Source organism: Shewanella maritima, assembly GCF_043643735.1.
GTDB classification, from domain to species: Bacteria; Pseudomonadota; Gammaproteobacteria; order Enterobacterales; family Shewanellaceae; genus Shewanella; species Shewanella maritima_A.
On the sequence record NZ_JBHZSM010000002.1, the window covers coordinates 427,361 to 453,922 of the forward strand.

Consider the following 26,562-nt stretch of genomic DNA (forward strand, 5'->3'; position numbering starts at 1 on the left):
GTAATAGCAATGAAAATCAAGCCGAGCTTTACTGCTAACAAGCTACACCTTGCCGTGATTTCGGCAATTTCGGCAGCGACTATTTTTACCGCGCAGCCTGTTTTTGCAAATGATGATGTTGACCCAGGTGAAGATTTTCCCATTGAAGACATCGAGGTAATCAAAATCACTGGGCGTTTGCGTACATCAGCATCGGCCGCAACAGAAGAGCGTCGTGAGCAAATTAACGTTGCTGACATTATGGGCGCAGAACAAATTTCAAGAACGGGTGACAGTGACGCAGCCGCCGCGCTTCGTCGTGTAACCGGTCTTACCCTAAAAGATGGCAAGTTTATTTATGTACGTGGTTTAGGCGAGCGTTATTCTTCGACTTCTTTAAATGGTGCCAAGGTGCCATCGCCAGACCCAACCCGTAACGTTGTACCGCTAGATATGTTCCCATCATCGATTATAGAATCTTTATCGGTACAAAAGTCAGCATCTGCCTCAAAGCCTGCCGCATTTGGTGGTGGTCATGTGGATATTCGCACCAAAGCCATTCCAGCAGATTTCTTTTTTAAGGCTTCTATTAGTGGCCGCTATAACACCAATGATTCTGATGACACCTATACCTACAATGGTGGCTCAGATGATTGGATGGGCAAAGATGATGGTACGCGTGCAATGCCATCAAGCATTAATGGCACCATTAACCAGTTTGGCGGTATTAGTCCAATTGATATTGTCACAGGTTCTAATGGGGCGATTGATTATCAAACAGCCCAAGCGATGAACCGTGATTTAGCCCTTGATATTAACCGTGATATGGCAATTAAAACCGAAAGTACTTCACCTGGTTATAGCGGTGACATTGCGATAGGTGATCGTTGGGATATTACTGATGATGTTGTGTTTGGCGTACTGTCAGCCGTGTCTTATAAGAATCAGGCCGAGAACTATACCAAGCTAGATGTTGAGTTAGATGGTGATGCAAATGAAGTGCAGATTGAAAATGCGAAAGATGTAGTTGGTACAGATTCAATTGTGCAAATGTCAGGCATGATCAACCTAGGTTTAGAAATTGGTTACGACCATAAAATTGAAACCTACACCACATACTTACGTGATACCTCAGATGATGTGTCCATCGCGCTTGAAGAAACCATTGATACCATTGGTGAGCCTAATGCTCTGCAAGTGTATAACATCGATTATGAAGAACGTACTTTGATCAGCAATCAAATTAAAGGTCAGCACTTTATTGATTTTCTTTGGGATTCTGAATTCAATTGGATGTATTCCGATGCACGTTCGCAGCGTAAAGCACCTAATGAATTAAGCTACACCTACAATGTGGTATTAGACGATAACAACCAGTTATTGTCGCGTAACCTCAATACACAAGATGCGCCTAAGTATGTCTATAGCCGCCTTGAAGATGACAGCACCAACTACAGCTGGGATTACACCTTGCCAGTTGAGTTTGATAACGCGATTGTTAAGTTCACTGGCGGTTACGAATACTATGACCGTACCCGTGAAAGCTACGCAACTCGCCTAGGTTTTGATGTGGGGCTGAGTCCTACCGATCCAAACGGTGATATTTTATCAGACGATTTCGATGACATTTTCTCTGATAGCAACATCAGTGATGACATCTTAGATATCGAACTCAAAGATGCCTCAACTGACACGGAAGATTATGTTGCTGCCGAGAAAAACGATGCGGCATTCTTTATGATTGATGCCGACTTTGATGATGTATGGCGCGTGTATGCGGGTGTACGTTATGAAGACTTCCGCCGTACTACACTGCCCATTACCCCTGAAGGTGAAATTTCAGATGAAGGTGGTCGTTACGAGTTAACTGACTATGTGATTGCTGAAGATGATTGGTTCCCGTCAGCCACAGTCACTTGGAAACAAACAGACACCACCCAATGGCGCTTTGGTGCGAGTAAAACGATTGTTCGCCCTGATTTACGTGAAGTGTCACCTGTTCGATTCCAAGATCCTGTTACTGGTTTTGATTTCTTTGGTAACCCAGAGCTAGAAAGTTCAAGCATCAACAACTTTGATGCCCGTTGGGAGTACTACTCTGATGAAGGCAATAACTTCTCTGTTGGTGCTTTCTATAAAGATGTTGCCGCGCCGATTGAGCCGATTCAGCGAATTTCAGAAGCAGGGCGTCAGCTGAAATTCTATAACGCGAATTCAGGCTACGTATACGGTCTTGAAACTGAGTTTTTACAAAACCTCGACTTTATTGCTGGTGAAGACAGCGTTTGGAGCGAGTTCTTTATTGTCGGTAACTTAACCTTGGGTGATTCAGAAATTGAAATCGAGCCTAATGGTGAGATTGACCCAACTAACGAGACTCGCCGCATGACGGGTCACTCTCAATGGGTGGCTAACATGCAGCTAAGCTACGATGCTGATAACGAACTACACGCAGCAACACTTGTGTATAACGTCTTTGGCGAGCGTATTGCTTATGGTGGTCGTGGTGGCTTGGATGACGTATATGAACAGCCATTCCATAGTTTAGATTTTACTTATAGCTTTTTCCCAACTGATGGTATGTCGCTGAAGTTTAAAGCGAAAAACTTATTAGGTGAGAAAACTGAGTATGATCAGCAAGATAACATCGTTTATGCCAAAGAGCCTGGACGTGAGTTTACCTTGCAGTTTAGCTACCAGTACTAACTGGAGTAAAGCCAAGCTCAGATATGGCTAGACGTTGAAACGGTGTTGTTGATTATCAGTTGACCCGCCGGTCAAAAGCAGATGCTCCAAACTGATGCGTAAGGTAGTCAGCAACACCACCTAATTCACCGATTGGTATTAGATACCCATCGGTAACCTCAATATGGGTTTTGGGCAATCGTTCCTCATCATTTCAGTTGCGCAAGATCTATATGGCCACTTACCTTGAACAAGTAAGTGGCCTTTTCTTTTCTTGAGCTCAGGTTATCTTACCTTATCATTTCACTGCTAATTGCACCGCTAATGACTATCAATAAACTGCTTAATTGCCGTAGAGATGAGGTCAGGCTTCATGGTTGTTTTTGCCACCTCTTGATCAAACCAAAAACTCATGGGTTGTTCAAAACCAATGCCATGCATATAGTTATAAATCGCTTTTCGTAGCCCTTCACCTAACATTTGATGATCGGTGCCTGTCGGGTCGATAAAATCGACATCGTTCTCAGCAAATAATATTTCCGGTTGTTCTACCAAAGTAATCCCAAACTGCTCTGGATTCATGCCTATTGGGCTGTGAACGGTGGCCACAAAACGATGCCAGTACGCAGATTGGAAACAACCTTGCTGCATCATTTGACGTACCATTTCTAACGAGTCGATGGTCTCTTGCTCTGTTTGTGTCGGGAAACCATACATCAAGTAGGCATGCACCATAATGCCGGCATCGCTAAAGGCTTTAGTCACATGGGCGACACGTTCAACACTCACACCTTTTTTCATTAGCTTTAATAAGCGATCTGATGCCACTTCTAACCCGCCGCTCACTGCTACGCAGCCTGAGTCGGCCAGTAATTGGCAGCGAGCCTGACTAAAGGTTCGCTCAAATCGAATATTGCCCCACCAACTGATGACCACATTGCGCTCAATTAAACGCTTTGCAAAGGCAAATAAGGTTTTTGGCGGTAAGGCTTCATCGACAAAATGGAATCCCGTTTGGCCGGTTTCTTCAATTAATTGCTCAATGCGATCGACTAACGCGTCTGCACCTGCAGTGTCGTAGCGGTCAATATAATCTAGGCTGACATCGCAAAAACTACATTTACGCCAGTAACAGCCATGGGCGATGGTGAGCTTATTCCAGCGACCATCACTCCAAATACGGTGCATGGGATTGAGCATTTCACATAATGACAGGTATTCATCAAGTGGCAGACCATCGTAGATTGGCGCACCCACATCGGCTTGGGGAATATCATGCAGCTCGGTGTTTTCATTTAAGTGAACATACACTTCACCTTGTTCGTTTTCGGCTAAGAAGTAGGTGCGGACTAACTCATCAACCTCACGTTGGCCTTGAAAGTATTCAAGCAGGGTGATCAACGGGCGTTCGCCATCGTCTAAACAAATGAAATCGACAAACTCGAATACTCGTGAGTCTTTTAGGGCGCGTAACTCGGTGTTAATAAAGCCACCACCTAACACGATTGGTAGTTCAGGGTTAATCGCTTTACAGGTTTGAGCGATACGCAATGCGCCGAGCATGTTACCCGGAAATGGCACGGTTAATGCCACTACGCTTGGTTGTGTTTCTTCTAAGTAATGCTCGACCAATTGTTCTAGAATTTCAGAGCTAAAGGTGGGCTCATCCATTAAGGTATCGTAGAGGTTATCAAAGCTTGGATTAGCGGCGGCGAGTTGTTCACCGTAACGGCTGACCTCAAAATAGGGGTCAACGCCCTGAGTGATGACACTAGATAAGTCATTAATAAATAAAGTGGCGAGATATTTGGCTTTATCTTGCACCCCAAGGTTACCGAACGCCGCTTGCAGTACATCACCCGATATGGCTTCCATTTGAGCAATGGCATCAAATGCAGGGCCTTCAGGCAAAAAACGGCGTGAGTTAATACGCAATGCTAAGCTTGGGTCTTTACCCTGTAAAAAGCGGATTGCTGCTTCCACACATTGGTGATAACGCTCAAAGTCAGCTAAAAAAGCATGCACCGCGGGTGGCAGTTCATCATCTTCAAAATGCTCAAAGTTCGCTTCTACATGTTGACGAATAATCTCTAATGCTGGCGCCGTCATCATTTCTAAAAACAGCTCAATGGCAGGATCGCGTTGCTCTGCTGCATAGCCTCGTGAGCGCAAAAAACCAGTTAAATACGCTGTTGCTGGGTACGGTGTATTTAGCTGGGTCATCGGCGGTGTCATCAAAAGAACGGTCATAGCAGCCTTACAATTCAATATAATAATGAGATTAATAGGTACACAGGAAATTGTTGAGTACCAATTAAAATAAGGCGATATTCTAGCAGTATTAGTGGCTCAAATCCTGTTAATTGCGTTAGCTACAGAAGTAGCCGTGCATGTTAATGGTTAATGAGGAAATTTGTAGCAAGTGAGGAGAGAGAATCATTTAACTCTCACAGTGCTTAATTGGGGTTAATAAATTAACCCCATGAAAGGTGCGGTCTGGGTTGATTAGCATTTCCTGTGGTTAGTATTGCTGCTTTACTTGTTCAATCAGCGCTTGCCATTGTGGGTATTTAGCAAAGCTTTGTTGTAAGTCGCCCCAAGGTGACAGCGACTGCTGCATTTGCTTGTCACTCGCATCAAGTCCTTGGCTCAGTTGATACAGATAATAAAATGCACTGGCGCGATAGTTAGCTGCGCAGTGTACCAATACTGACTTCCCTTTATGCTGATCCATTAGCTTGATGAACTGCTGCACATCGGCAAGTTGTGGTTGTTGCCAATCCACCTCAATATTTTCATAAGTCATGCCTGCTTGCTGAACTAGATCTGGCTCGCTGTCTAGGTAATGAGTATTGTCAGTAGGAATAAGATTGATTACCACTTCCACGCCTGCGTTCGCCAGTGCTGAAAATTGTGCCTCAGTAGGTAAGCCTGCTGTGACAACTTGTGGGTTATTGATTTTTAATGCTTTTACAGCAGGAAGTTCACTGGATGTGATATCTGCAACGGCTGGCATAGCACTAAATGTTAGTGCGAAAATCATGGCTGTTCTGACGAGTTGAATAAGTGACATGTTGATTCCCTGTATATGTTTGATATATATGCGCTATAGCTAATTTTTGATGATTTCTTATTTTAGACAAATAATCTTTTAAACATTCAGTGGAAAAGTAACAATATATTTATCCAGATTGGAGGAAGCTTTAAAAATGAAGACTTCAGCTATGTTCATGGGGGAAATAGTAAGAGGAATTTATTACTATTAGTCTTACATCACTTTATTTTATGCTAAATGTAAAAAGCAGAGCCAAGGCTCTGCTTTTTATATTAGGTATCAAGTGTTACTTAAGCAAAAGCATCTTGTAGTGGCGGTACTACTTGCTTCTTACGGCTTAATACACCATCTAACCAAACTTTACCGTCGGCTAGTTGCTTGCCATAGGCTTTTTCAACGATTGAAGTATCGTCAGAAACAACTAACAGCTCGCTACCTTCTTGCATGATGTCGGTTAGCAGTAAAATAACACTGTGGCGGTTACCTTCAGCTTTTAGTTTAGCGATGTCAGATTCTAAATCAGCTTTGATGTTGTCAAATACTGCAAGATCAGTCACTTCAAGTTGGCCGATACCCACTAGGTTACCATTCATGTTGAAGTCTTTAAAATCACGCATGACTAAGTCGCGTGCTGGCGTACCATCTACTGCAGATTTTACTTTGAACATTTCCATACCCAAAGCTTTGAAGTCCTCAACGCCAGCGATTTCAGCTAATGCTTCAACACAGCGGATATCAGCTGTAGTGCAAGTCGGTGATTTGAAGATAACCGTGTCACTTAGGATGGCACATAACATGATGCCAGCAATGTTAGCTGGAATGTCTACTTGGTAGAAATCGTACATCATTTTAATCACTGTATTAGAGCAACCTACAGGGCGGATCCAACATTCAAGCGGTGTAGAAGTGGTTAAATCACCTAGTTTGTGGTGATCAACAATACCCACGATGGTTGCATCGCTAATATCGTCTGGTGCTTGAGTGAGTTCTGAATGGTCAACAATGTAAACTTCTTCTCCAGCATAGCTTTCTTTCAGCGCTGGGGCTTCAAAGCCAAAACGGTCAAGAATGAACGCAGTTTCAGGTGATACATCACCTAAACGAGTCGCCACAGCTGGCTCATCAATTTGGTTTTTTAAGTAAGCCAGTGCAATCGCACCGCAAATTGAATCAGAATCAGGGATCTTATGACCCACAACATACATTGGCATTTTTTAAGGCTCCTATATATTTGCAGCGATTTTAACAAGAAATAGGCAAGTGACCAATAACTAAAACGTCGATAGTGTTTGAGTACGGCTATTTGGGAGAATTCAGTGCATAGCGTAGCAGTGTCTGTTGCTCACCATCATTAGGAATACACTTTGAATGAGTAGATATACGTAGGCGATAGATGTAGGGAAATGAGAAACGAAAAGTCAGGTTGTTGTCTAACAAAGGACTGCAACCTGACTTGTAATAGGAAATGGACTAACTCGTCAATGCATAGCCGCCTTTTAGGTGAGCTACGTTATCGAAACCTAAGCGCTGCATTGCTTGTGCTGCTAGGTATGAACGTGTGCCACTGCGGCAAGCTAATACCCACTTATGATGTTTTTTATGTTGTTGCTGTTGTATGAACTGAACAAGGCGAGTGAGTGGTACATTTTCACTTGAATCTTGAGGGGGCTGCAATGCGTACTCATGAGGTTCGCGGATATCAATCAAGGATATCTCTTCACTCGCCATAGCAGCATGCAAACTGAGCTGATTATACTCAACTACAGGTAACCCTGATAATTGACTATCAGTTAATGCGCCGCACATGATTTCACTGCCTGCTTGATCACATAAGTGGCTATCAAGTTCAGCCTTTAACACTTCAAACTCTTCGATATCTAGCTGGCCATTTAAGGTGTCGCGTAATAAAGGGTTACGCATACATTCGGCAGATAAATGCGTGGTGAACTCATTATTGTAATCATGACTGGCGCAAATAAGCGTGTTACTGCCAATTAAACGATGCAGAAGCTTTAAGCTGGTGTGCATATCGCTGGCACTACTCGATTCAAAGTTTGTGCGCCCTAAACTGCCCATTAAAATAGTATCGCCACAGAAAGCGAACTGACATTGTTGCGCTATCTCGCTTATCTCAGTAAAGGGCTGACACAATAACAACGACATACTGTCATCGGTATGCCCTGGTGTAGGCACTTTGACTAACCATTGTTGGCCAATATTAATGTATTGCAGCAGTTGCCCTTCAATCATCACAGTGTGATAACCACTCACATGACTATTAATGGATGCTTGGCTTTGCGTTGGCCAGCCGAGCGCATCCGCTTGCTGTGAAGCTAAATATTTATCAGCGATAAAACCGCGACCTGATTGATGATCGGCATGACCGTGAGTATCAATGATGGCGACTAACTCAAGTTGCTGACATTGCAATAAGGTATCTAATCGATCGTTAAGATCGGGCAGAGGATCAATAATAAAGGCTTGTTTGCTTTGTTGATCGGCGTATACCCAAGTGCAGTTTGAGCCTGAACGCAGTTGCACTAGGCCATTCAATGGTTGTGAGGTATTTATCTCGCTGCTGTCTAAAATCATACAGCTATGGGTGAGCGCTTTAGCGGCCGATTGAATGCGTTGGCAGGCCTCATCCACTTGAGCTTGAGTCATTGCAGGACCAAAAGACATACGAATAGCAGACTCACTTTGCCACGCAGGTAACCCCATTGCATCTAGCACAAAGCTGCGGGTGACTTTAGATGAACATGCAGAACCTGAGCTAACACGGATATTTGCCGCATCAAATAGGTCCATGATCTCTTTACTGCTGAAGCCTTCAATCGCAAAGTTGATGGTGGTCGGCACACTGTTTTCAACACTGTGGTTAAATACAACGTCAGGGAACACGCTTGTTAAAGTGGCCATTAACTGACTTTGGTAACCTCTAAGGGTAGTGATGTCAGCAAAAGCACTCGTTTTTGTATCTAATAGCATTTCAAAAATCACATTGATTGCCGCCATGCCGGGCAGGTTTTCTGTCCCTGAGCGCAAGCCGCTTTCTTGGCCGCCGCCAGCAATAATTGAAGTAAAAGGTGCACTTTGGCGAATATAGATAAAACCAATGCCCTTTGGCGCATACAGCTTGTGACCACTAAACGGCGCATAATCTATGCTGGTGTCTGAGAGGTTGAGTGCGGTTTTACCTAGCGCTTGTACGCAATCTACCATCCAAAATATCTGACTGTTTGCATTGCGTATCACTTGCTCTAACGCTGCTAAGTCTTGGTATACACCAGTTTCATTGTTCACTGCCATGGTGCAAATCATTAGCGCGTTAGGTGCTTCATCAGCAATAAATTGCGTATCTAAGTTGCCGAATGTATCGACTGGAATGGCTTTTAACTCTGCATGGATACCTAAAATATCGTTCCAATGCTTTAACGATTCTGGTACCGCTTTATGTTCAGTTGCACCATAAAGTAGGCTGTACTGCTTGTTGGGTTCAATATGTTTTTTTGCTTCAACTAAAGCTGAAATGATCGCTGTTTGAATGCCTTCAGTGGCACCACTGGTGAAAATAAGCTGCCCAGTTTCCGCACCAATGACCTTGCGGGCATTTTGACGCGTAGTTTCCATTAAGTCTTTGGCTTTGAGGCCGGTGACATGACTACTACTCGGGTTACCAAACAATACTTTCATACTGTTTAGTGCGGCTTCAGCTGCTTGCGGAAGTACAGGCGTGGTGGCGTTTGCATCGAGATAAATCTGACTTAAAGGTGATGACTTGTTCATTGCTAGAGGCTCATAGGTTGACTAGTTGTTATATTACTTTTTGTTATAACTAATTTCTTGTGGTTATATTAGCAGCTTGTGAATATTGATCAAGATCACATTTTGCTGGGTGTGAACAGAGAGGAAAGCTAACTTTACAGAGTCTATGGAATCACGAAGAAGATAAAGCAGAGCGTGGAAAAATGCCTATGTATTGGTGTTTGCAGAGCTGGTTATCGACAATGGCAAGGCATCGTATGATAATCAGAACAAATCTAATGCAATGAATAATTTACGCTTGATGCTGTTTGGTATTAAATGAGTAAGCATGCGCAAATAACAAGGAACGAACTTTGGCAGCGTTACAAATACTAGCTGGCCCAACAGCCTATACTCAACTTGAGCAACACGGATTTCAACAGTCGCTTTTTACTCAGCTTTTTGCTGCATCAGGTGGGCCTAAATGGTTATCGATAGCAGGTTTAGATCAATACTTATTTAGTGAGTTTTTTGCCGATCGCGATCAGCCTCTTTACACCATGGGTGCATCTTCTGGGGCGTGGCGCATCGCTTGTTTTGCTCAGCAAAATCCAAAAGCGGCTTATGAACGTTTGATTGAGCATTATGTTCACCAGCGCTATGAAACAAAGCCCAGCCGTCAGCAGGTTAACGAGCAAGTCAGTCGAATTATTACTGGTGTATTAGGCGAACAACAAGGGGCTGATATTGTCAGTAATGAGATAATTCGATCTCACTTTGTTGTGTGCCGTGCCCGAGGGTTAAATAAAATCAGAGCCAAAGCGGGTCTTGGTTTAGGGTTGGCGTTAACTGCTGCGACTAATATTATGAGCCGCCGCAGTGTTAAATTGCATTTTGAGCGAGTAATAGTGAGCCACCAAGATACACTCTCACCATTTGCGTCTCTATCCGATTTACCCACGCGCCAAGCGCAATTGACCGAACAAAACCTCCAATCTACATTGATGGCAACAGGCGCTATTCCATTACTTCTTAACCCTGTGAGGGATATTTTTGGCTTACCTAAGGGCAAATATTATGATGGTGGCATCACCGATTATCATTTTGATATGCCGCTGCCGCCTAAAGCCGGTCTGAGTTTATATCCACATTTTTATCCACAAGTCAGCCCAGGTTGGTTTGATAAGTCACTGCCATGGCGTAAGGCTGCATCCAATCTACATAATGCCGTGATTTTAGCGCCAACTGATGCATTTATTCAGCAATTGTCTAAAGCAAAAATCCCTGACCGTAATGACTTTAGTCAGCTCGAAACTCAAGAGCGAATCGACTTTTGGTTAGCCTCGGCTAAAAGTAGTTGGCAGCTTGCTGAAGAGTTACACGAGATAATTGCCAGCAATCAGTTGATGGCACATGTACAACGAATACATGATTAGTGTGACATTTATAAACTTGATATTGGTGCAGAAAGTATCGCTTTTAGGCCATCATACACATTGGTGACTATCTAGTTTTATATCGATAATTCAACACGTTAACCGTATGTTGAAATCTTATCTTATATTAAACGGTCTCTATAGATAAGGTCGATTCCAGCTTTGCAGTGGCGCTTGGAAGAGTTGTTGAATATTTGACCAGTGCTACACTTATACCAATCGGTATTATTATATTGAACTTTAGGTTTTTGTATTTTGTGACGTTGACCGTCACCGCACAAGAGGGAAAGCAAGACACAAGGAAGCTGAGCACCCGTAAGGGGAGGAGGTTATCATGCTATCTCAAGAAATGGCTTTACTGGTTGAAGATGCCGTGCTGCTACCCAGTGGTAGAATTGAAGTGCGTGTGGCTAACCCCGCTGAACTAAAGTTAATCGCTCGTGTGTTAAAAGGGCACTTCCCTCTGGCTTTTGGTGCGCTGAGAAGCAACGCCGACCTCCCATGCTATATCACTGCAACGCAGTGCGACATTATCGATTTTCATCAATTAGAAGATGGCTCGCTTAGCGTGGTGCTAGAAGGGCATCAACGCGTCAAGATATTATCAGCAGCGCAGCAACGAGATGGTTCATGGATAGCTCGGACATTAGCATGCCCAAACTGGCGCCATGAGCCCATTGAAGGTGAGTTTGCTATTATCAGTGCCGCGTTAGAGCAGTTCTATCAAGTTAACCCCGACTTACTAGATTTATATTCCCACATACACCTTGAAGACGCATCTTGGGTCAGCCAACGTTGGTTAGAAGTGTTGCCCATGTATAACCGCGATAAAATCATGCTAGCTGATCAACCGAACTGCCATAAAACCATGGACTTTGTGCTGCAATTGCTTAAATCTCATGTAGATGCGTAAGTTGCTATTGAAAAGTTACAAATGATAACCCCTAGATCGGTTTGCACTCCACAGAGTTATAATGAACCAAAAGTATTAAGTGTTTCATGAGTAGAAAGTGTTATTCCATCTAGTTAAATTGAAGTAGTTTAACTTGTATGGAATAACTATATATTTTTGGTAATACCTGACTTATTCAGTGGTGATATAGGCTCTTAAGCTGCTGACGTAAACGAACTATGTCACAATATGGTGTTATCGACTTATCGCTAAAATGTTAACGCTGTGTTGACGGGCTGGGGTGAGGTGTTGTATAAAAAATAACTAAATAACATTAAGGATGATGTAATATATGAAAATATCAGGGATTTTTCTGTTTGTTTTATTCATTTCTAATACTGTTTTAGCAGCCCCCATTATAACTTCCTCTGCTCCGAGTTTGACTGGCAGTAAGCAAGGAAGCCTAGTTCACCTAGAATGGCAGCCAGCCTGTGGAGCTAATCAAAATCAGTTTAATATCCAAGAATCAGTAAATGGAATTAATTGGTATACAGTATATTCAGGTGCTGGGGATTCAGGAGGTGGCTATTCACCTTACTCATCACAACTCCAGCTACAATCATCTTCTACATCAGTGACTCCAGACTTTAACGGACCGAGTGACTGTATACACGTTTATGACCCTAAAACAACCGTATTATCAGGTAAAGTTAACCCTCAATATTATTATAGAATTCGAGGTTGCTATTTGTCGAACTGTAGTCAATATGGTCAAAGCATCCTAGTTTCTGAACAACTCTCTCCCCCAGGGAATCTAACATTAGAGAAAAATGAGGAAACTGTAATTCTTAGTTGGTCATCAGTTTCTGGGGCAGAAAAATATAAGTTACAAGCAAAAAAGGGAAATGAAAACTTTAAGAACATTTATAATGGAACCAGCACCTCAACAGAGTATTCTGTAGACTTAAGTACTTATCAATTTAGAGTCGCTGCATGCCGAGTCATTAACTTCAGTACCGAGTGCAGTAGCTACACTTCACCTATCATCCTCCCCGGATACGTTCAAATGACCTATGAATATGATGCGCTTGGGCGCCTTCATATCATTAAAAAAGACTCAGTGACAGAAAAAACATTTAATTACGACCCAGCTGGAAACAGGACTTCTGTAGAAAAAAATTAAAGGAATATGCTAATGAAATTAAGGATGATGCTATATGCAGTTTCACTATGTGCATATACAAATACATCTGTGTTTGCTTCAAATACAGTTGACACTGCTCTTAACACTGAGAAGTACTCATTGGTAGATCGTCATCACGTAAGTATGACTTATCAAGGAGTTATGTATACACCTGAATCAATCAGTTTGGGTAATGCAAACAGTATTAGCACTGGCTTTTTAGTTACCCATCGAAGTGTCGGTTTTACAGGATTTCGCTCGAGCTCGTTTAAAGAAGTAGATCCATATCCGAATATTACAGACCCTGATGAACATCATATAACTTTTTCAGGCGATGTAACTGCAAGGTTTAAAATCAATGATGATGGTACATATACATCTTTGAGTGATTTATCTTACACACTTGAAAAGCAGGTTAATGGACAGCTATTGCTGACTACTGCTGATGGTACAGAACTCTTGTATACAAAACCTGAAAAATTAGCTGGGCATAACCTACCTTCTGGAAAAATTATTCATGCGTTAGCACCAAACGGATTTAAAAAAACATTTAGGCTTAGAGAGGAAGCAGGACAGCGTGTAACTATTGAAGAAACCAATACTGGGTATGGTATTTATACTGACACGGCATCAGTTGTAATTGATGGAACTACAAGCTACATAGATAATATTATTGGTCTAAACCTTTCAAAATTGAAATGTTATAGTCAAGGTTGCGCAGATGACAAATGGCCGAAATTAACACTTTCTTCAAGACCTCACCCCTCTAATCCTGGTCCTAGCAATAGAATTCAAACCATTACAGATCCAGATGGAGTTGAGACAGAGTTTCATCGAATTATCCCTGATTTATCTTATACAGATATCTATGGAAATGTTACAACAAATGGCTTTCAATTTTTAACAAAAATTGTTAGTCCTGGTGGAAAAACCATTGAGTATGAATATAAGTATGATATTTATGACGATCAGAAGTTTTTAGGTGGAGCTGATGTAACACAATATAAAGTTGAGCTAAATAGAGCCTATAGCGGTAATGACAATATTGGTTATGATTTTAACAATATAGTTTCGGCTTATGGATTATCAAAAGCTTCTTCTGGTGGCTATCAATCGTTCAACTATGCTGATTTTGATTTAGATAGAGGTACCCCTGAAAAGATAGATACATGGAATACTACGATTGTATTTAGTGAAGATTGGCAATCGCAAATTAAAACATATACCTCAAAAGACAAAAGTACAGCATCATCTTTTTCCTATGAATATGATGATAGAGGGAACATTACTAAAATAACTAAAGACGGGGTATATTCGAGAGAAGCTGAGTATCCATCAGCATGTAGCTCCACAAATAGAAAATACTGTAATAAGCCAATATGGACATCTAACTGGTCCTCTAATGGTGTTTACCATAAAACTAACTATCAATATTATCCTGCACATGGTGGCATAAAAAAAGTTACACACCCAGACAATAGTGTCGAACATTTCTATTATAAAAAGTACTTTGCTCAATATTTGAAATCTAATGGTCAACTGGCTAACTATTTAGATGGTATCTATCTGCTTGATTATCAAACGCAGTGCCATTTTTCAAAATCAGAGACTTGTAGCTCAGATCAAATCACCACTTCCTATAGTTACGAGCCCTATAATTTAAATTTATCTTCTGTAACAACCGTTGACTCATCATCGTCCCATAAGTTGTGTTACCAGTATGATGATTTGGGTCGACAAATTTCAGAATATCCCCTTCCTTCTAGTGGGCAATGCCTTTAATAACAAATTAATACAGGGAAAAGTTTATGATTACTTTTAAAGGTTGTTTATCAGCTTTGACGCTGCTAGTTGTGACATTAACTGCACATTCAAGTCCTAGTGATGGAATATCAAAACGTTATAGTACTGGTGGGCGTATATTAGGTGAAATTTCACAAGACCCAATTGATTCGCGTATTTCAGCTACACGCTATCATTACAATGACAATGGCCATCTAGAAACTTCTGAATCTGGGACACTTTTATCATGGCAAGGGAATGAGGTTTCACCTGTAGATTGGCCAAACTTCCATATAATTTCAAAAACACATTATCAGTATAATGATTTCGGGATGAAATCATCTACTTTACTTGCCGACTCCGAAGACGAAATACAGTCTCGAACAGACTTTTCTTACGATGAAAAGTTTAGGTTACTCTGCCAAACTGTCAGGATGAATAAAGCTACCATGGCATCAATGAATCTAGACGCATGTACACTTGGCAATCAGGGAAATTTTGGACCTGATAGAATTACTAAGTATGAATACAACGATACTGGTAAAATTCTCAATATAGTTAAGGCTTATCATACTCCTATTGAACAGACCTATAAATCGACTTTGTATTACGATAATGGATTAGTAAAGTCTGTTACAGATGCTTCTGGCAATAAAACTGAATACACATACTATGATGACGCTCAGTTACATTATATATATTTCCCAAGTAAAACATCAGTTGGTCAGCACAATGTTAATGACTTTGAAGAATACACCTATAACAATAATGGCTTACAGGAATCGAACAGGTTAAGAAATGGCGCCATAATAAATAACACCTACGACTCTATGGGGCGAATAAGTGTAAAATCTGTAACAGGTTTACGAAACAAAAAATACAAGTACTATAATTCTGGCTTGCTTAAGTCAATTTATTTTAACAATAACCTTAACACACAAATACACTATGAATACGATGTGTTGGGTAACGTAACAGAAGAATACAATGCAAACCTAAATAAACGTATTACGCTAGACTACGACTATCGTGGCTTTCAACAGTCAATTACTTACCCTGATAACGTTACCTTTCAAACAATACATAAAGCAGATGGCAACTTAGACTCAGTCACTAGGAGTAATCAGCAAGTTAATATAATTAAAAATACGTATGATGAACATGGCATTCTGCAAAATATATCTTCCTTGTTAGGAATGGGGGTAGAGTTTGATTTTGATGACTTTGGCCGCACCACATTGCTTTCTATGAGCAATCTAAACAACAGTGTAGAAAATGAGACAATAATAGATTATACCCCCAGCAGTCAGATAGAAACGTTGTCAAAGTCTAATTCAGGTTATCAATATGACAGTAGTACAGATACCGGTCATGATTACCAAGTTAACGGATTAAATCAATATACTTCTGTTAGTGGTACCGATTTTGAATATAGCGATAATGGCAACTTAACCTATGATGGCCATTACACGTATACATATGATAATGAGAACAAGTTAATAACGATTGCAGGTAACGGAGATAATGTCAGTATTTCATATGATCCGCTGGGACGATTAGACAACTGGAGAAGTAATGATATAACAACTAAATTTTTGTATTTGGGCGATACATTACTGGTTGCTTATAATGGCCAAGACTCTATAAATCATCGTTATTTGTTATCACCACAGTCCAAACAGCCATTAGTAAGGTACGATGGCTCTGGATTTGATAGCGGTTATCGATTGCACTTTGATCATTTAGGGTCACTTGTAGCTTTAAGCAATATTTTTGGTTACACAGGGAAAACTAACTACAGCGCATATGGTGTTGCAGATAATGAAAATAATAATCTATATGGCTTTACGGGACAGTTGGCTATCCCCAATACGGGACTTTATCACTACAAAGCACGGATTTATCATCCAAAGCTAGGGCGATTCCTTCAGACTGACCCTGTAGGTTATGAAGATCAGATGAATCTTTATGCTTATGTGCATAATGATCCAATTAACCTGACCGATCCGACAGGGGAAAGTTCATACAATCCTCAAGGAATGGTTCAAAGTTTAGGTGGACAGAAAGGAATTAGGCAAGCAAGTCAAACAGCAGGAAAGATTGCTTCTGCTAGTACATTAAAAGTTGGTTTTGGGGCCGGATTGCAAGTAAAAGCGCAAAATATGCCGGGGGTTGGTTCATTTGATGCTGGCGGTTCATTAGCAGTATCTAGTGTTATGACTAGTGACCCGAGTGCCCAAGGAATTGAATTTTCAGCAGATGCAGGTTTAAATGCGAGTAACGCTTCAGGTACCATGAGCGGTCAATTACAGTTGGCTAAGGCTGAAGCATTAGTTCAACCTCAAAATGGTACTGTTTCAGGTAAAATAGAGGGAGCTAAGGTTACAGGAACATTAAGTTTAAATCCTACTTCTGTAAACAACGAAGGCAAGGTAAAAGTTGGTGCTCATGTGGGCCTAATAAAAGTCGAATTAGAAGTAGACACTAAAACACTAAATTAGAGGTAGTTAAATTGAAAATTTGGAAGAACCTTATTTTAACGTGGGCGATTCTTCTTACCAGCATTATCGCTTATTCTGTATCTGTTGATGGTGGAATAAGCGTTGATGATTACTCAAAATACCTTGGTATTTTGTTTTGGGGAGTAACAATAATTGTGAGTATTTATCCACTAGGGTTTATTATTTTTAATCGAAGACTTTTAGACTCAATGAATGCCGCGAAACTATTTTTCATAGCTTTACTATGCCCGTTTGTTGGAAGCTTATATGTGTACATTAAATTAAGAAAGACACAAAATGAATTTTTATGAATCTGATATAGCAGTAATTTTGTTTTTACTGTTTGGGGTCAATTCAATTATAAAAGGAAGGATTGAGCTTCAATTAGGGGCAGGAAAACAAGGAATTAACACTATTGTTGAAAAAGCTCCATCACATCAAAAAGAAATATCGCTGAATGGATGGAAGGCTCGTGCTATGGGAGCAGCTTTTGTTTGTTTGGGCTTAGTCATTCATGTCTACTTTAAGAGTGGAAGTGTAATGTTTAGTATATGAATTGGGTAATTGCTTTTACGCAACTGTTAAGAGGAAAGAATGAAAGGAAATTTTAATTGGTTTATCAATATAAGTTTACTGATATCCCCTTTCTACCTTGCCGCTGAACAATATATTACAGTTGAAAAGGTAAATGAAATCAATGATCAAATAATGAAAGCCACAAGCGATTGTGATTTTAAAAATGCTACGAAGTATTACATTAAAGACACCAAGTTTTTTAATTATATATTGAATGGTAGCGATCAAATGATAACTGAACAGAAATATAGTGAAGCTTTAACAGCAATTCGTGAAGTGATGTTGGAGTGCCCGTTCTCGCTAGAAAAAGAGAATGCGATATCAGAGAATGTGATGATTGAAAATCAAGGAAAACGAGCTACTTTTCTTTATGACTCTGAGCACTATTTGAGATCTTCTGACGGTAGTCTTTACAAGAGTCGTTCTTCTGGAAAAACAATATTTGGGGTCGTTGAATCAGAGATTAAAATTCTAGAGACTCATTATAAAGGAATTTCATTCGAGCAAATTGAATAAACATGTTTCGTTTTGAATCCAAAACCTCGCTAGTCGAGGCTTTTTAATTAGTCGCTAAGGGAAGACATATGATCAAGGAAATCCACATAGTGCCAACAGTAGCGACGTATATAAATCAAGTATCGCTCACTGATCTACGGACAATCAATTTTATATTCGGTGCTAATGGGACAGGTAAGACTACAATTAGCCGAGTTATAGCAGGCAGCGATGGCTATTCACATTGTCCCCTATCTTGGCAGGGGGATATTGCGTTAGAAAGGATGGTGTATAACCGTGACTTCGTAGAACGTAATTTCAACCAAGAAAGGGCTTTACAGGGCGTTTTCACTTTAGGCTAGAATCAGGTAGAAGCTGAACAGAAAATTGCAGCTCTTAAGCCTGAAATTGACAAAGTAAACGGCCAAATTGCTCGTTTAAATATTCAATTGGATGGGGATGAAGGGCGGGTCGGCAAACGTAAAGAGCTTCAAGACCTCGGGCCTGACATTCGAGAAGGTGCTTTAAGCAAAAACAGATTCATGACAAATACTTTCAAGATGCCTTCACGGGCGTAAGGAGTAGCGCTGATAAATTTAAAAATAAAGTACTGGCGGAAGCGGCGTCAAATATTGCTGATTTGTTCACTTTAGATGAGTTGAAAGGTAAAGCTCAAACTGTTTTTGCAGAAGGCGTCGAACAAGTTAACCTTTTACGTGGTTTATCTGCAAACGACTTAATAGAAATAGAAGAGAATGAGCTGCTACAAAAAGTGATTGTTGGTAATCAAGATGTCGACATCGCGAGTCTTATTGAGCAACTTGGTAACAGTGACTGGGTGCAACAAGGTCGCCAGTACCATCAAAAAGATCCAACAACCTGTCCATTTTGTCAGCAAACTACAGTCGCTGATTTTGCTAAAAGTTTGGATGAATTCTTTAGTGATGCTTATGACAATGATATTGAAGCCCTTCAACAATTAGCGACACGTTATCAAATCTCAAGCGAACAGTTGCAAGCAGCCATTCAGTCCAATTTGGAGCAAGGAAATCAATTCCTGAATGACGAACTATATTCTGCTGAAGCGCAAACATTGGTTGAGAGGCTAAATGGGAATAAGGCTAAGCCGACGGTTAAGTTAGAAGAGCCAAGCAGAAAAATTGAATTAGAGCCTATAAAGCCACTGCTAGACAAGCTTTGTTATTTAGTGAGAGTAGCAAATGAAGCGACTTCAGCTCATAATCTAACAGTCAGCAACCTTACCATCGAAAAGCAAAAATTAACTTCTCAGGTGTGGCGCTACGTTCTCTGCGAATTGGATGAAGACTTATGCCAATATCAGGCGACTAAAAACCGATTAACGCAGACTATATTAGGAATGGAACAAAGCCTAAGGACTAAAAAGGAGCAAGTCAGGGAATGAAAGGCTCAAATTAAAGAGCTAGAAAGGTAGACGACGTCAATTCAGCCAACTATTTCAGCTATAAATGACTAATTACTTAGATTTGGATTCCTTCGTTTTTACTTGGCGAAGCTGATGAAGGCCGTCACTATAAAATTTTACGAGCTAATGGAGAGGATGCCGCTCACTCATTAAGTGAGGGCGAGAAAACATTCATTACTTTTCTTTACTTTTTCTACCTGATTATAGGAGCGCAAGACCCTTCAGGCATTACATCGAATCGAGTTATTGTTTTTGATGACCCCATTTCTTCTTTAGATAGCGATATCCTCTATATTGTTAGTAGTCTTATTAAAGGTGTGATGGAAGAGGCTAGAGACGAGAACTCGCAGATAAAGCAAGTATTCGTATTGACACGTAACGTTTATTTCCACAATGAATTAGCTTCAGCATGACTCGCCCTTTGGATGGAGCTTTGAATGAAGAAAGTTTTTGGCAAGTAAAAAAGCTTGAGCAAGGCTCTACTGTAGTGCGATGTCAAAGCAACCCAATACGTTCAGCCTATGAGCTGCTTTGGGAGGACATTAAATGTGGCAACATTTCGAGTGTAAACCTCCAAAACTCGCTTCGCCGAATACTTGAAAACTATTTTAAGATTTGGGCTGGGATGAGCAAGGATGAGTTTTGTGCGCTATTTGATGGTCGTGATAAGTTGATATGTCAGTCATTGTTTTCATGGGTTAATGATGCTCCTCATTCAATACATGATGATTTATATATTAATCATGGTGAGCAGACTAATGAAGCCTATTTGCGTGTATTTAGAGATATTTTTGACAAAGCTGGGCAACTTGGCCATTACGATATGATGGTTGGTAATTCCGATTATTAAAACAGCTAATTGGATTGAATCTGTTAAAGAATGTCGGAGAAAAAACAGAGAAATAACTAAACGTTTCCTCTCAATCCAAAGCCAGCGGAAGCTGGCTTTTTAATCAAGGTGATTCGCTTTACAGTGTTTTAGCACTCTTCATCAGGGCGGTGTGCCGCACGCAATAAGCCTATTATATCCTCGGTATCAACGCTTTTATCCGTTAATACTTGTTGAAGAAGTTCAGTTACTTTCGGGGATGGGGACAAGTTTTCAAGTTTCACGTTGGCTAACGCTTGTTTGAGTGTCTGTGGGTTTTCGATTTTCATCGTTGCTTGCCTTACACCTGTAAACTCTAAGTAAATTCGTAACTGTAATAGGGCTTAATTATGGCATTGATTTGCCAAAAAATTGTAACCTTACAATGGTTACAATTTTTATGTTTTGTGTAGTAGTCAACTAATATTGACTACGCTCTCAGAGTTTCGCATTAACAGTCATTAGTATTCACTGGGTGATTTTCAATCTGAGTGACAGCCTTCTTCGATTTCTACTATTTTCCAGCTTATGTTATCTGCAAGATCAGTTTCTGAGTTAAATTTGCTATCATTGCGGCTATTGCTATCCGTTGCGCTGCCTCATTGCGGTTAATTTGCAGTGACTGCGACGTTGTATTTCATTTGTCAGTGTTATTGAGTCAACCTTATGAGCGCATCACCAGCCATTGCGGCGCAACCTTCTTATATTGTGTTACCTCGAGAAAGTGAATTAAATGGCCAGCATTTTGCAACTGTGTTGGCTTTTTTGCAGTGGCGTTTTGCACAAATTCCAGCTGAAGTTTGGCTGCAACGTATTGAGCGTGGCAAGGTGCATTGGCAAGGTGGCGAGTTAATTACTGTGGCTTCAGCTTATGCTCCGACTCAGCGAGTGTATTACTATCGCGAGGTGGAGGCAGAAACTAAGGTGCCGTTTGAGGCGGAAATATTACACCAAGATGAACATAGCTTGATTGTGTATAAACCGCACTTTTTGCCGGTGACCCCAGGTGGTAACTATGTCAATGAATGTTTGGTGCATCGATTACGTATCGCCACAGGTATTGATACCATTGCGCCAGCTCATCGATTAGATAAAGACACTGCAGGCTTGGTGTTATTTAGTACCAACCCCGACACGCGGCATTTATATCATCAGCTGTTTTTAGATGGTGCGATTAATAAGCAGTACCAAGCAGTGGCAAAACTCTCCACTCAATTAATGCAACAGCAACAAGCCAGTCAGTTAGTGCTTCCTAATCATTGGACCGTTAAAAATAGGATGAAGCCAGCTAATCCGAGCTTTACAATGGCAGTGGTTGAAGGTGAAGCAAATACTCACTCCGAAATCAGTTTAGTGCAAGCTAACGCGCAATATGGTTTGTTTAAGTTAAGCCCGATTACCGGTAAAACTCATCAGCTTAGGGTGCATATGCAAAGCCTTGGCATGCCAATATTACATGATAGGTTTTATCCTACATTGCAGCCTAAAGGCCCTGATAACTTTGCTAAACCTTTGCAGCTGTTAGCGCAATCACTGAATTTCATCGACCCCATTACACAGCAAAAACGACATGTAGAAGTGGAAGGCTTAAGCTTGCCCGATTCAAATTGTGACTAACTGGTGTGTCTGTCAATAAGTGCTTTTGTAGTGTTTCCTCAATGATGCTTATCCCACCCGAGTATAGGTCTTCATCTGCTAGAAACAGCCTTTCGTAAGCATCATTTGCACGGTTCTGCTGAAAGAGTGCAGTTGCTATAATGCGCCATCATTAACCATATCCTTAGAGTAACTTATCATGATAGAAAGGTTGGAAACGGGCGCACGCATGAGCTGCATCGTTAAGCATAATGGCACGATTTACCTTTGTGGGCAGGTGTGCGCTGATGCCACTAAAGACATTAAAGAACAAACCCAAACCATGCTTGATAAAGTGGATGCTTTGCTAGAACAAGCGGGCAGCTCGCGCAAACATATGCTTTCAGCCACTATTTATGTCAAAGACATGAGTTACTTTGCCGAAATGAACGCCGTTTGGGATGCGTGGGTACCTGAAGGTCATGCGCCTGCCCGTGCTTGTGTGGCTGCGAAAATGGCACGTGATGCATTGCTGGTGGAAATTTCTGTTGTTGCGGCTGAAATCAACCCACAGCCTTGTTGTTAAGCTTGCTTAGCCATTTGGTTGCGGCGAATTAATTAGCAAACATAAGATCAGTTCCTAGCTGACCATTGCTTGGAGCTGATATACTGCCAGCCATTATTCTTGGAGGGCAAATGGACGTATCAACTTTACTTGATGGTTTAAACGACAAACAACGCGAAGCTGTGGGCGCACCACTTTCTAATATGTTGGTATTGGCGGGTGCAGGCAGTGGTAAAACTCGTGTGTTAACTCATCGTATTGCGTGGTTGATGCAAGTAGAGCAACAAAGTCCTTATTCTATTTTAGCGGTAACGTTTACCAATAAAGCCGCAGCGGAAATGCGTGAGCGTGTTGAAAATGTCGTTGGCAGCAACATGGGCAGAATGTGGATTGGTACTTTCCATGGTCTAGCTCACCGTTTATTGCGCACCCATTACCAAGATGCCAACCTGCCACAAACGTTTCAAATTATTGATTCTGATGATCAAGTAAGATTAATCAAGCGCATTCTTAAAAGCCTGAATTTAGATGAAAAGCAATACCCTCCACGTCATGCTGCACATTATATCAATGGCAAAAAAGACCAAGGTTTGCGCCCTAAACATATCGATGCAGGCGGCTTTCCGATTGAGCAAAACCTGTTAAATATTTACAAGGTTTATCAGGAGTCTTGCGATCGAGCAGGGCTGGTGGATTTTGCTGAGATTCTACTGCGTGCTCACGAGCTTTGGCTTAATAAGCCGCATTTGTTGGCCCATTACCAAGAGCGCTTTAAACATATTTTGGTGGACGAATTTCAAGATACCAATGCGATTCAATATGCCTGGATCCGTGTGCTTGCGGGCAATACTGCCAATGTGATGATTGTCGGTGATGATGATCAATCGATTTATGGCTGGCGTGGTGCACAAATTGAGAATCTACACCGTTTCTTAAAAGACTTCCCTAATTCTGAAACCATTCGTCTTGAGCAAAATTACCGCTCAACTGCCAATATCTTGAATGCGTCGAATGAATTGATTGCAAATAACCCAGACAGATTGGGTAAAAAATTGTGGACCGAAGATAAAGACGGCGAACCAATCTCAGTTTATTGCGCGTTTAATGAAATGGATGAAGCACGTTTTATTGTCGGCCGTATTAGTGATTGGCAAGATAAAGGCGGCAGCTTAAGTGATTGTGCCATTTTATATCGCTCCAATGCCCAATCACGTGTGTTGGAGGAGGCGTTATTACATAAAGGCACGCCATATCGTATATACGGTGGCTTACGCTTCTTCGAACGCCAAGAAATTAAAGATGCCATGGGCTATTTACGCCTCATCAATAACCGTGATGATGATGCCGCGTTTGAGCGTGTTGTAAATACACCTACGCGAGGTATTGGCGATCGTACATTGGAGATTGTGCGAAATACGGCAAGGCAAGAGCAGCTTACATTATGGCAAGCGAGCTTGCGCTTACTGGAAGAAAAGGTACTGTCCGGCCGTGCCGCTAACGCTGTGCGTAACTTTATGGATCTCATTGTCACCCTGCGAACAGATACCGACGACATGCTGTTGTATCGTATGACAGATACCGTGATAGATAAGTCAGGTTTACGTGCAATGTACGAAGCCGAAAAGGGTGAAAAAGCCCAAGCGCGCGTGGAAAACTTAAATGAATTAGTGACTGCAGCGCGTAGCTTTGAAATGCCGGAAGAGTTAGAAGACATGGGTGAGCTTAATGCGTTTTTATCCCATGCGGCGTTAGAAGCGGGCGAAGGGCAAGCCGATGAATTTACCGATGCCGTGCAATTAATGACCTTGCATTCTGCCAAAGGTCTTGAGTTTCCAATGGTATTTATGGCGGGTGTTGAAGAGGGCATTTTCCCCAGTAAGATGGCTTTAGATGAAGGTGACAGACTCGATGAGGAGCGTCGTCTGTGTTACGTGGGCATGACACGGGCAATGCAAAAGCTGTATGTCAGTTACGCCGAATCACGCCGCATTTATGGCCGTGAAGATTATGCGTCACCGTCGCGATTTATCAGTGAGATCCCAGAAAAGTTTGTTGAACAAATCCGGATGCGCACACAAGTGACGCCTTCAATCAGCCAGCGTTTTCCTGCATCGGGGTCGCATTTATCTGGTATGGGGAAACGGACAACTTCTACTAATGACACTGGTTTTAGCATTGGTCAAAGAGTGAAGCACTTTAAGTTTAATCAAGGTATTGTGACCAGCTATGAAGGCGTGGGTGAAAAAGCCCGAGTGCAAGTGAATTTTGATGATTTTGGCAGTAAGTGGTTGTTAGTCTCGTTGGCTAAATTGGAAGCATGTTAACACGCTTTTACTGGATGCTTTTAAATTATGAGTAAGATGAGTTAATCGTCGCGTTAATGATTGCTTGAGTCTTTTAATGGAATAAATATGAGAGCTGATTTACGATCTAAAATCATTGCGGTTTGTGATAAAAAAATAGCCGCCAAAGGAGACCATGTTGGGTTATCTTTTTACGCTTTTTTTGCTAATAAAAATGATGACCCTGAGCTGTTAATGGAAGCGGCAACATGGTGGATACAGACGCATAAACTTGATCATTTTGAAAAAGCGATAACGATAAAACGGATGATCCAAGATGGCATATAAATGCTTAATGATTTTTCTTCTGAAGTAAGAAATAGAACAAAAAATTTCTATGGAGAAAGCCTAAATGCTAAATAAAAAATTAAACGCTTATGCGCGTTTAATGCGAGTAGATAGACCCATTGGCACTTTGCTGTTGATGTGGCCGTGCTTGATGGCGTTAGTGCTTGCGGCTGGCGGTATGCCAGACACAAAAGTGTTGCTGATTTTCATTGTGGGCGTGGTATTAATGCGTGCTAATGGCTGTATTATTAATGATTATGCTGATCGTAATTTGGACGCTCATGTTGAACGCACTCAGAATCGTCCTTTAGTATCAGGTGAAGTCAGTACTAAAGAAGCCTTGTTATTGTTTGTGGTACTGGGTTTGAGTGCTTTTGGCCTGGTGCTGATGCTCAATTCTCTTGTGGTTAAAATGTCTGTGGTTGGCATCATCTTAACCGTCATGTATCCCTACATGAAACGCGTGACCAACATGCCACAAATGTTTTTAGGCATAGTGTGGAGTTGGTCTATTCCGATGGCTTATGCTGCCCAGCTAGGATATGTACCAGCAGAAGCTTGGTGGTTGTTTGCTGCTAACTGGTGTTGGACTGTGGCTTACGACACTATGTACGCCATGGTAGATAGAGACGATGATTTAAAAGTGGGAATTAAATCTACAGCAATTTTGTTTGGTCAATACGATAGGCAATGGATTGGTTTTTTCCAATTAGCAGCCCTAGGGTGCTTCATTATGGCTGGCCTCTCGGCTGAACGTGGCTTGATGTATGGTGTTGGTATACTTACATTTGTTGCCTTTAGCGGCTATCAGCAATACCTGATCCATGGGCGTGAGCGTGCGCCGTGTTTTAAAGCCTTTTTAAATAATAATTGGGCAGGGTTTGCGTTATTTGTGGCACTGGGTGTTGATTATTTAGTGTGATTATCTAGTTTTAATACCTAGTGTGAATTACATCGTTTGAATACCATTGTTTGATGACAAAAGGGGCTAAGTTGTTACCAAGTTAGCCCTTAGTTCTTCCAGTTAGTCCTGTTAGCGCTTTTTATTATTTAACCCTGATGTATTTAGTACGCTAGCTAATCCCTTAGTGCCATTCATCTTGAACACCCTGTAGTACTATTGATAAATAATCAGAGTTCATCTCTAGAAAA

General features: G+C 41.3%; 22 protein-coding genes. 17 read left to right on the plus strand and 5 right to left on the minus strand.

Going from position 1 to position 26,562, the window contains the following annotated elements; genetic code table 11:
• The first annotated feature begins 9 nt into the window (after positions 1-9).
• Positions 10-2,685 carry a TonB-dependent receptor domain-containing protein gene (locus ACHUGF_RS04005; protein ID WP_394129492.1) on the plus strand — a complete coding sequence of 892 codons (2,676 nt, stop codon included), beginning with the start codon at positions 10-12 and terminating at the stop codon, positions 2,683-2,685.
• 300 nt (positions 2,686-2,985) lie between these two features.
• Here ACHUGF_RS04005 and ACHUGF_RS04010 read toward each other — a convergent pair whose 3' ends face one another.
• From ACHUGF_RS04010 to ACHUGF_RS04025, 4 genes are all read right to left on the minus strand, one after another.
• Complete coding sequence (locus ACHUGF_RS04010; protein ID WP_394129493.1) at positions 2,986-4,914, minus strand: B12-binding domain-containing radical SAM protein; 1,929 nt, start codon at positions 4,912-4,914, stop codon at positions 2,986-2,988.
• Positions 4,915-5,185: 271 nt separating this feature from the next.
• On the minus strand, positions 5,186-5,737 hold the full coding sequence (locus ACHUGF_RS04015) for a protein tyrosine phosphatase family protein (protein WP_394129494.1): 552 nt from the start codon (positions 5,735-5,737) through the stop codon (positions 5,186-5,188).
• Positions 5,738-6,009: 272 nt separating this feature from the next.
• Positions 6,010-6,930: a manganese-dependent inorganic pyrophosphatase gene (locus ACHUGF_RS04020; protein ID WP_394129495.1), complete on the minus strand. Its 921-nt coding sequence runs from the start codon at positions 6,928-6,930 to the stop codon at positions 6,010-6,012.
• A gap of 259 nt (positions 6,931-7,189) precedes the next feature.
• Positions 7,190-9,505, minus strand: coding sequence for an aminotransferase class V-fold PLP-dependent enzyme (locus tag ACHUGF_RS04025; protein WP_394129496.1), 2,316 nt, complete (start codon positions 9,503-9,505; stop codon positions 7,190-7,192).
• Positions 9,506-9,837: 332 nt separating this feature from the next.
• Between ACHUGF_RS04025 and ACHUGF_RS04030 the strand changes: the two genes are divergently transcribed.
• From ACHUGF_RS04030 to ACHUGF_RS04080, 11 genes are all read left to right on the plus strand, one after another.
• Complete coding sequence (locus ACHUGF_RS04030) at positions 9,838-10,899, plus strand: alpha/beta hydrolase (protein WP_394129497.1); 1,062 nt, start codon at positions 9,838-9,840, stop codon at positions 10,897-10,899.
• A gap of 334 nt (positions 10,900-11,233) precedes the next feature.
• Positions 11,234-11,812 carry an LON peptidase substrate-binding domain-containing protein gene (locus tag ACHUGF_RS04035; RefSeq protein WP_394129498.1) on the plus strand — a complete coding sequence of 193 codons (579 nt, stop codon included), beginning with the start codon at positions 11,234-11,236 and terminating at the stop codon, positions 11,810-11,812.
• Between the two features lie 331 nt (positions 11,813-12,143).
• The gene (locus ACHUGF_RS04040) at positions 12,144-12,974 is read left to right on the plus strand and encodes a fibronectin type III domain-containing protein (protein WP_394129499.1); all 831 of its coding nucleotides are present in this window, start codon (positions 12,144-12,146) and stop codon (positions 12,972-12,974) included.
• Positions 12,975-12,986: 12 nt separating this feature from the next.
• Positions 12,987-14,756 (plus strand): hypothetical protein, encoded by a 1,770-nt coding sequence (locus ACHUGF_RS04045; protein WP_394129500.1) that lies wholly within the window; start codon positions 12,987-12,989, stop codon positions 14,754-14,756.
• 26 nt (positions 14,757-14,782) lie between these two features.
• Positions 14,783-17,257, plus strand: a complete 2,475-nt coding sequence (locus ACHUGF_RS04050; RefSeq protein WP_394129501.1) for an RHS repeat-associated core domain-containing protein — start codon at positions 14,783-14,785, stop codon at positions 17,255-17,257.
• A gap of 297 nt (positions 17,258-17,554) precedes the next feature.
• A complete protein-coding gene (locus ACHUGF_RS04055; RefSeq protein ID WP_394129502.1) occupies positions 17,555-17,812 on the plus strand; it encodes a hypothetical protein in 258 nt (85 codons plus the stop codon).
• A gap of 39 nt (positions 17,813-17,851) precedes the next feature.
• Positions 17,852-18,349 carry a hypothetical protein gene (locus ACHUGF_RS04060; RefSeq protein WP_394129503.1) on the plus strand — a complete coding sequence of 166 codons (498 nt, stop codon included), beginning with the start codon at positions 17,852-17,854 and terminating at the stop codon, positions 18,347-18,349.
• A gap of 68 nt (positions 18,350-18,417) precedes the next feature.
• A complete protein-coding gene (locus ACHUGF_RS04065; RefSeq protein WP_394129504.1) occupies positions 18,418-18,690 on the plus strand; it encodes an AAA family ATPase in 273 nt (90 codons plus the stop codon).
• Between the two features lie 176 nt (positions 18,691-18,866).
• Positions 18,867-19,751: an AAA family ATPase gene (locus tag ACHUGF_RS04070; protein ID WP_394129545.1), complete on the plus strand. Its 885-nt coding sequence runs from the start codon at positions 18,867-18,869 to the stop codon at positions 19,749-19,751.
• Positions 19,752-19,885: 134 nt separating this feature from the next.
• Positions 19,886-20,185 carry an AAA family ATPase gene (locus ACHUGF_RS04075; RefSeq protein ID WP_394129546.1) on the plus strand — a complete coding sequence of 100 codons (300 nt, stop codon included), beginning with the start codon at positions 19,886-19,888 and terminating at the stop codon, positions 20,183-20,185.
• Positions 20,182-20,622 (plus strand): AAA family ATPase, encoded by a 441-nt coding sequence (locus tag ACHUGF_RS04080; protein ID WP_394129505.1) that lies wholly within the window; start codon positions 20,182-20,184, stop codon positions 20,620-20,622. Before ACHUGF_RS04075 ends, ACHUGF_RS04080 begins: the two co-directional genes overlap by 4 nt.
• 128 nt (positions 20,623-20,750) lie before the next feature.
• Here ACHUGF_RS04080 and ACHUGF_RS04085 read toward each other — a convergent pair whose 3' ends face one another.
• Positions 20,751-20,930, minus strand: a complete 180-nt coding sequence (locus tag ACHUGF_RS04085) for a hypothetical protein (RefSeq protein WP_394129506.1) — start codon at positions 20,928-20,930, stop codon at positions 20,751-20,753.
• Positions 20,931-21,306: 376 nt separating this feature from the next.
• Here ACHUGF_RS04085 and ACHUGF_RS04090 point away from each other — a divergent pair, with 376 nt between their 5' ends.
• The 5 genes from ACHUGF_RS04090 to ubiA all read left to right on the plus strand — a co-directional run bounded on the left by ACHUGF_RS04090 (position 21,307) and on the right by ubiA (position 26,332).
• On the plus strand, positions 21,307-22,257 hold the full coding sequence (locus ACHUGF_RS04090; protein ID WP_394129507.1) for a pseudouridine synthase: 951 nt from the start codon (positions 21,307-21,309) through the stop codon (positions 22,255-22,257).
• Between the two features lie 175 nt (positions 22,258-22,432).
• Complete coding sequence (locus ACHUGF_RS04095) at positions 22,433-22,801, plus strand: RidA family protein (protein WP_394129547.1); 369 nt, start codon at positions 22,433-22,435, stop codon at positions 22,799-22,801.
• Between the two features lie 110 nt (positions 22,802-22,911).
• A complete protein-coding gene (gene uvrD, locus ACHUGF_RS04100) occupies positions 22,912-25,104 on the plus strand; it encodes a DNA helicase II (RefSeq protein ID WP_394129508.1) in 2,193 nt (730 codons plus the stop codon).
• An 87-nt stretch (positions 25,105-25,191) separates the two neighbouring features.
• Positions 25,192-25,410: a DUF6500 family protein gene (locus ACHUGF_RS04105; RefSeq protein ID WP_394129509.1), complete on the plus strand. Its 219-nt coding sequence runs from the start codon at positions 25,192-25,194 to the stop codon at positions 25,408-25,410.
• Between the two features lie 64 nt (positions 25,411-25,474).
• Positions 25,475-26,332 carry a 4-hydroxybenzoate octaprenyltransferase gene (gene ubiA / locus ACHUGF_RS04110; RefSeq protein ID WP_394129510.1) on the plus strand — a complete coding sequence of 286 codons (858 nt, stop codon included), beginning with the start codon at positions 25,475-25,477 and terminating at the stop codon, positions 26,330-26,332.
• Positions 26,333-26,562: the final 230 nt, after the last annotated feature.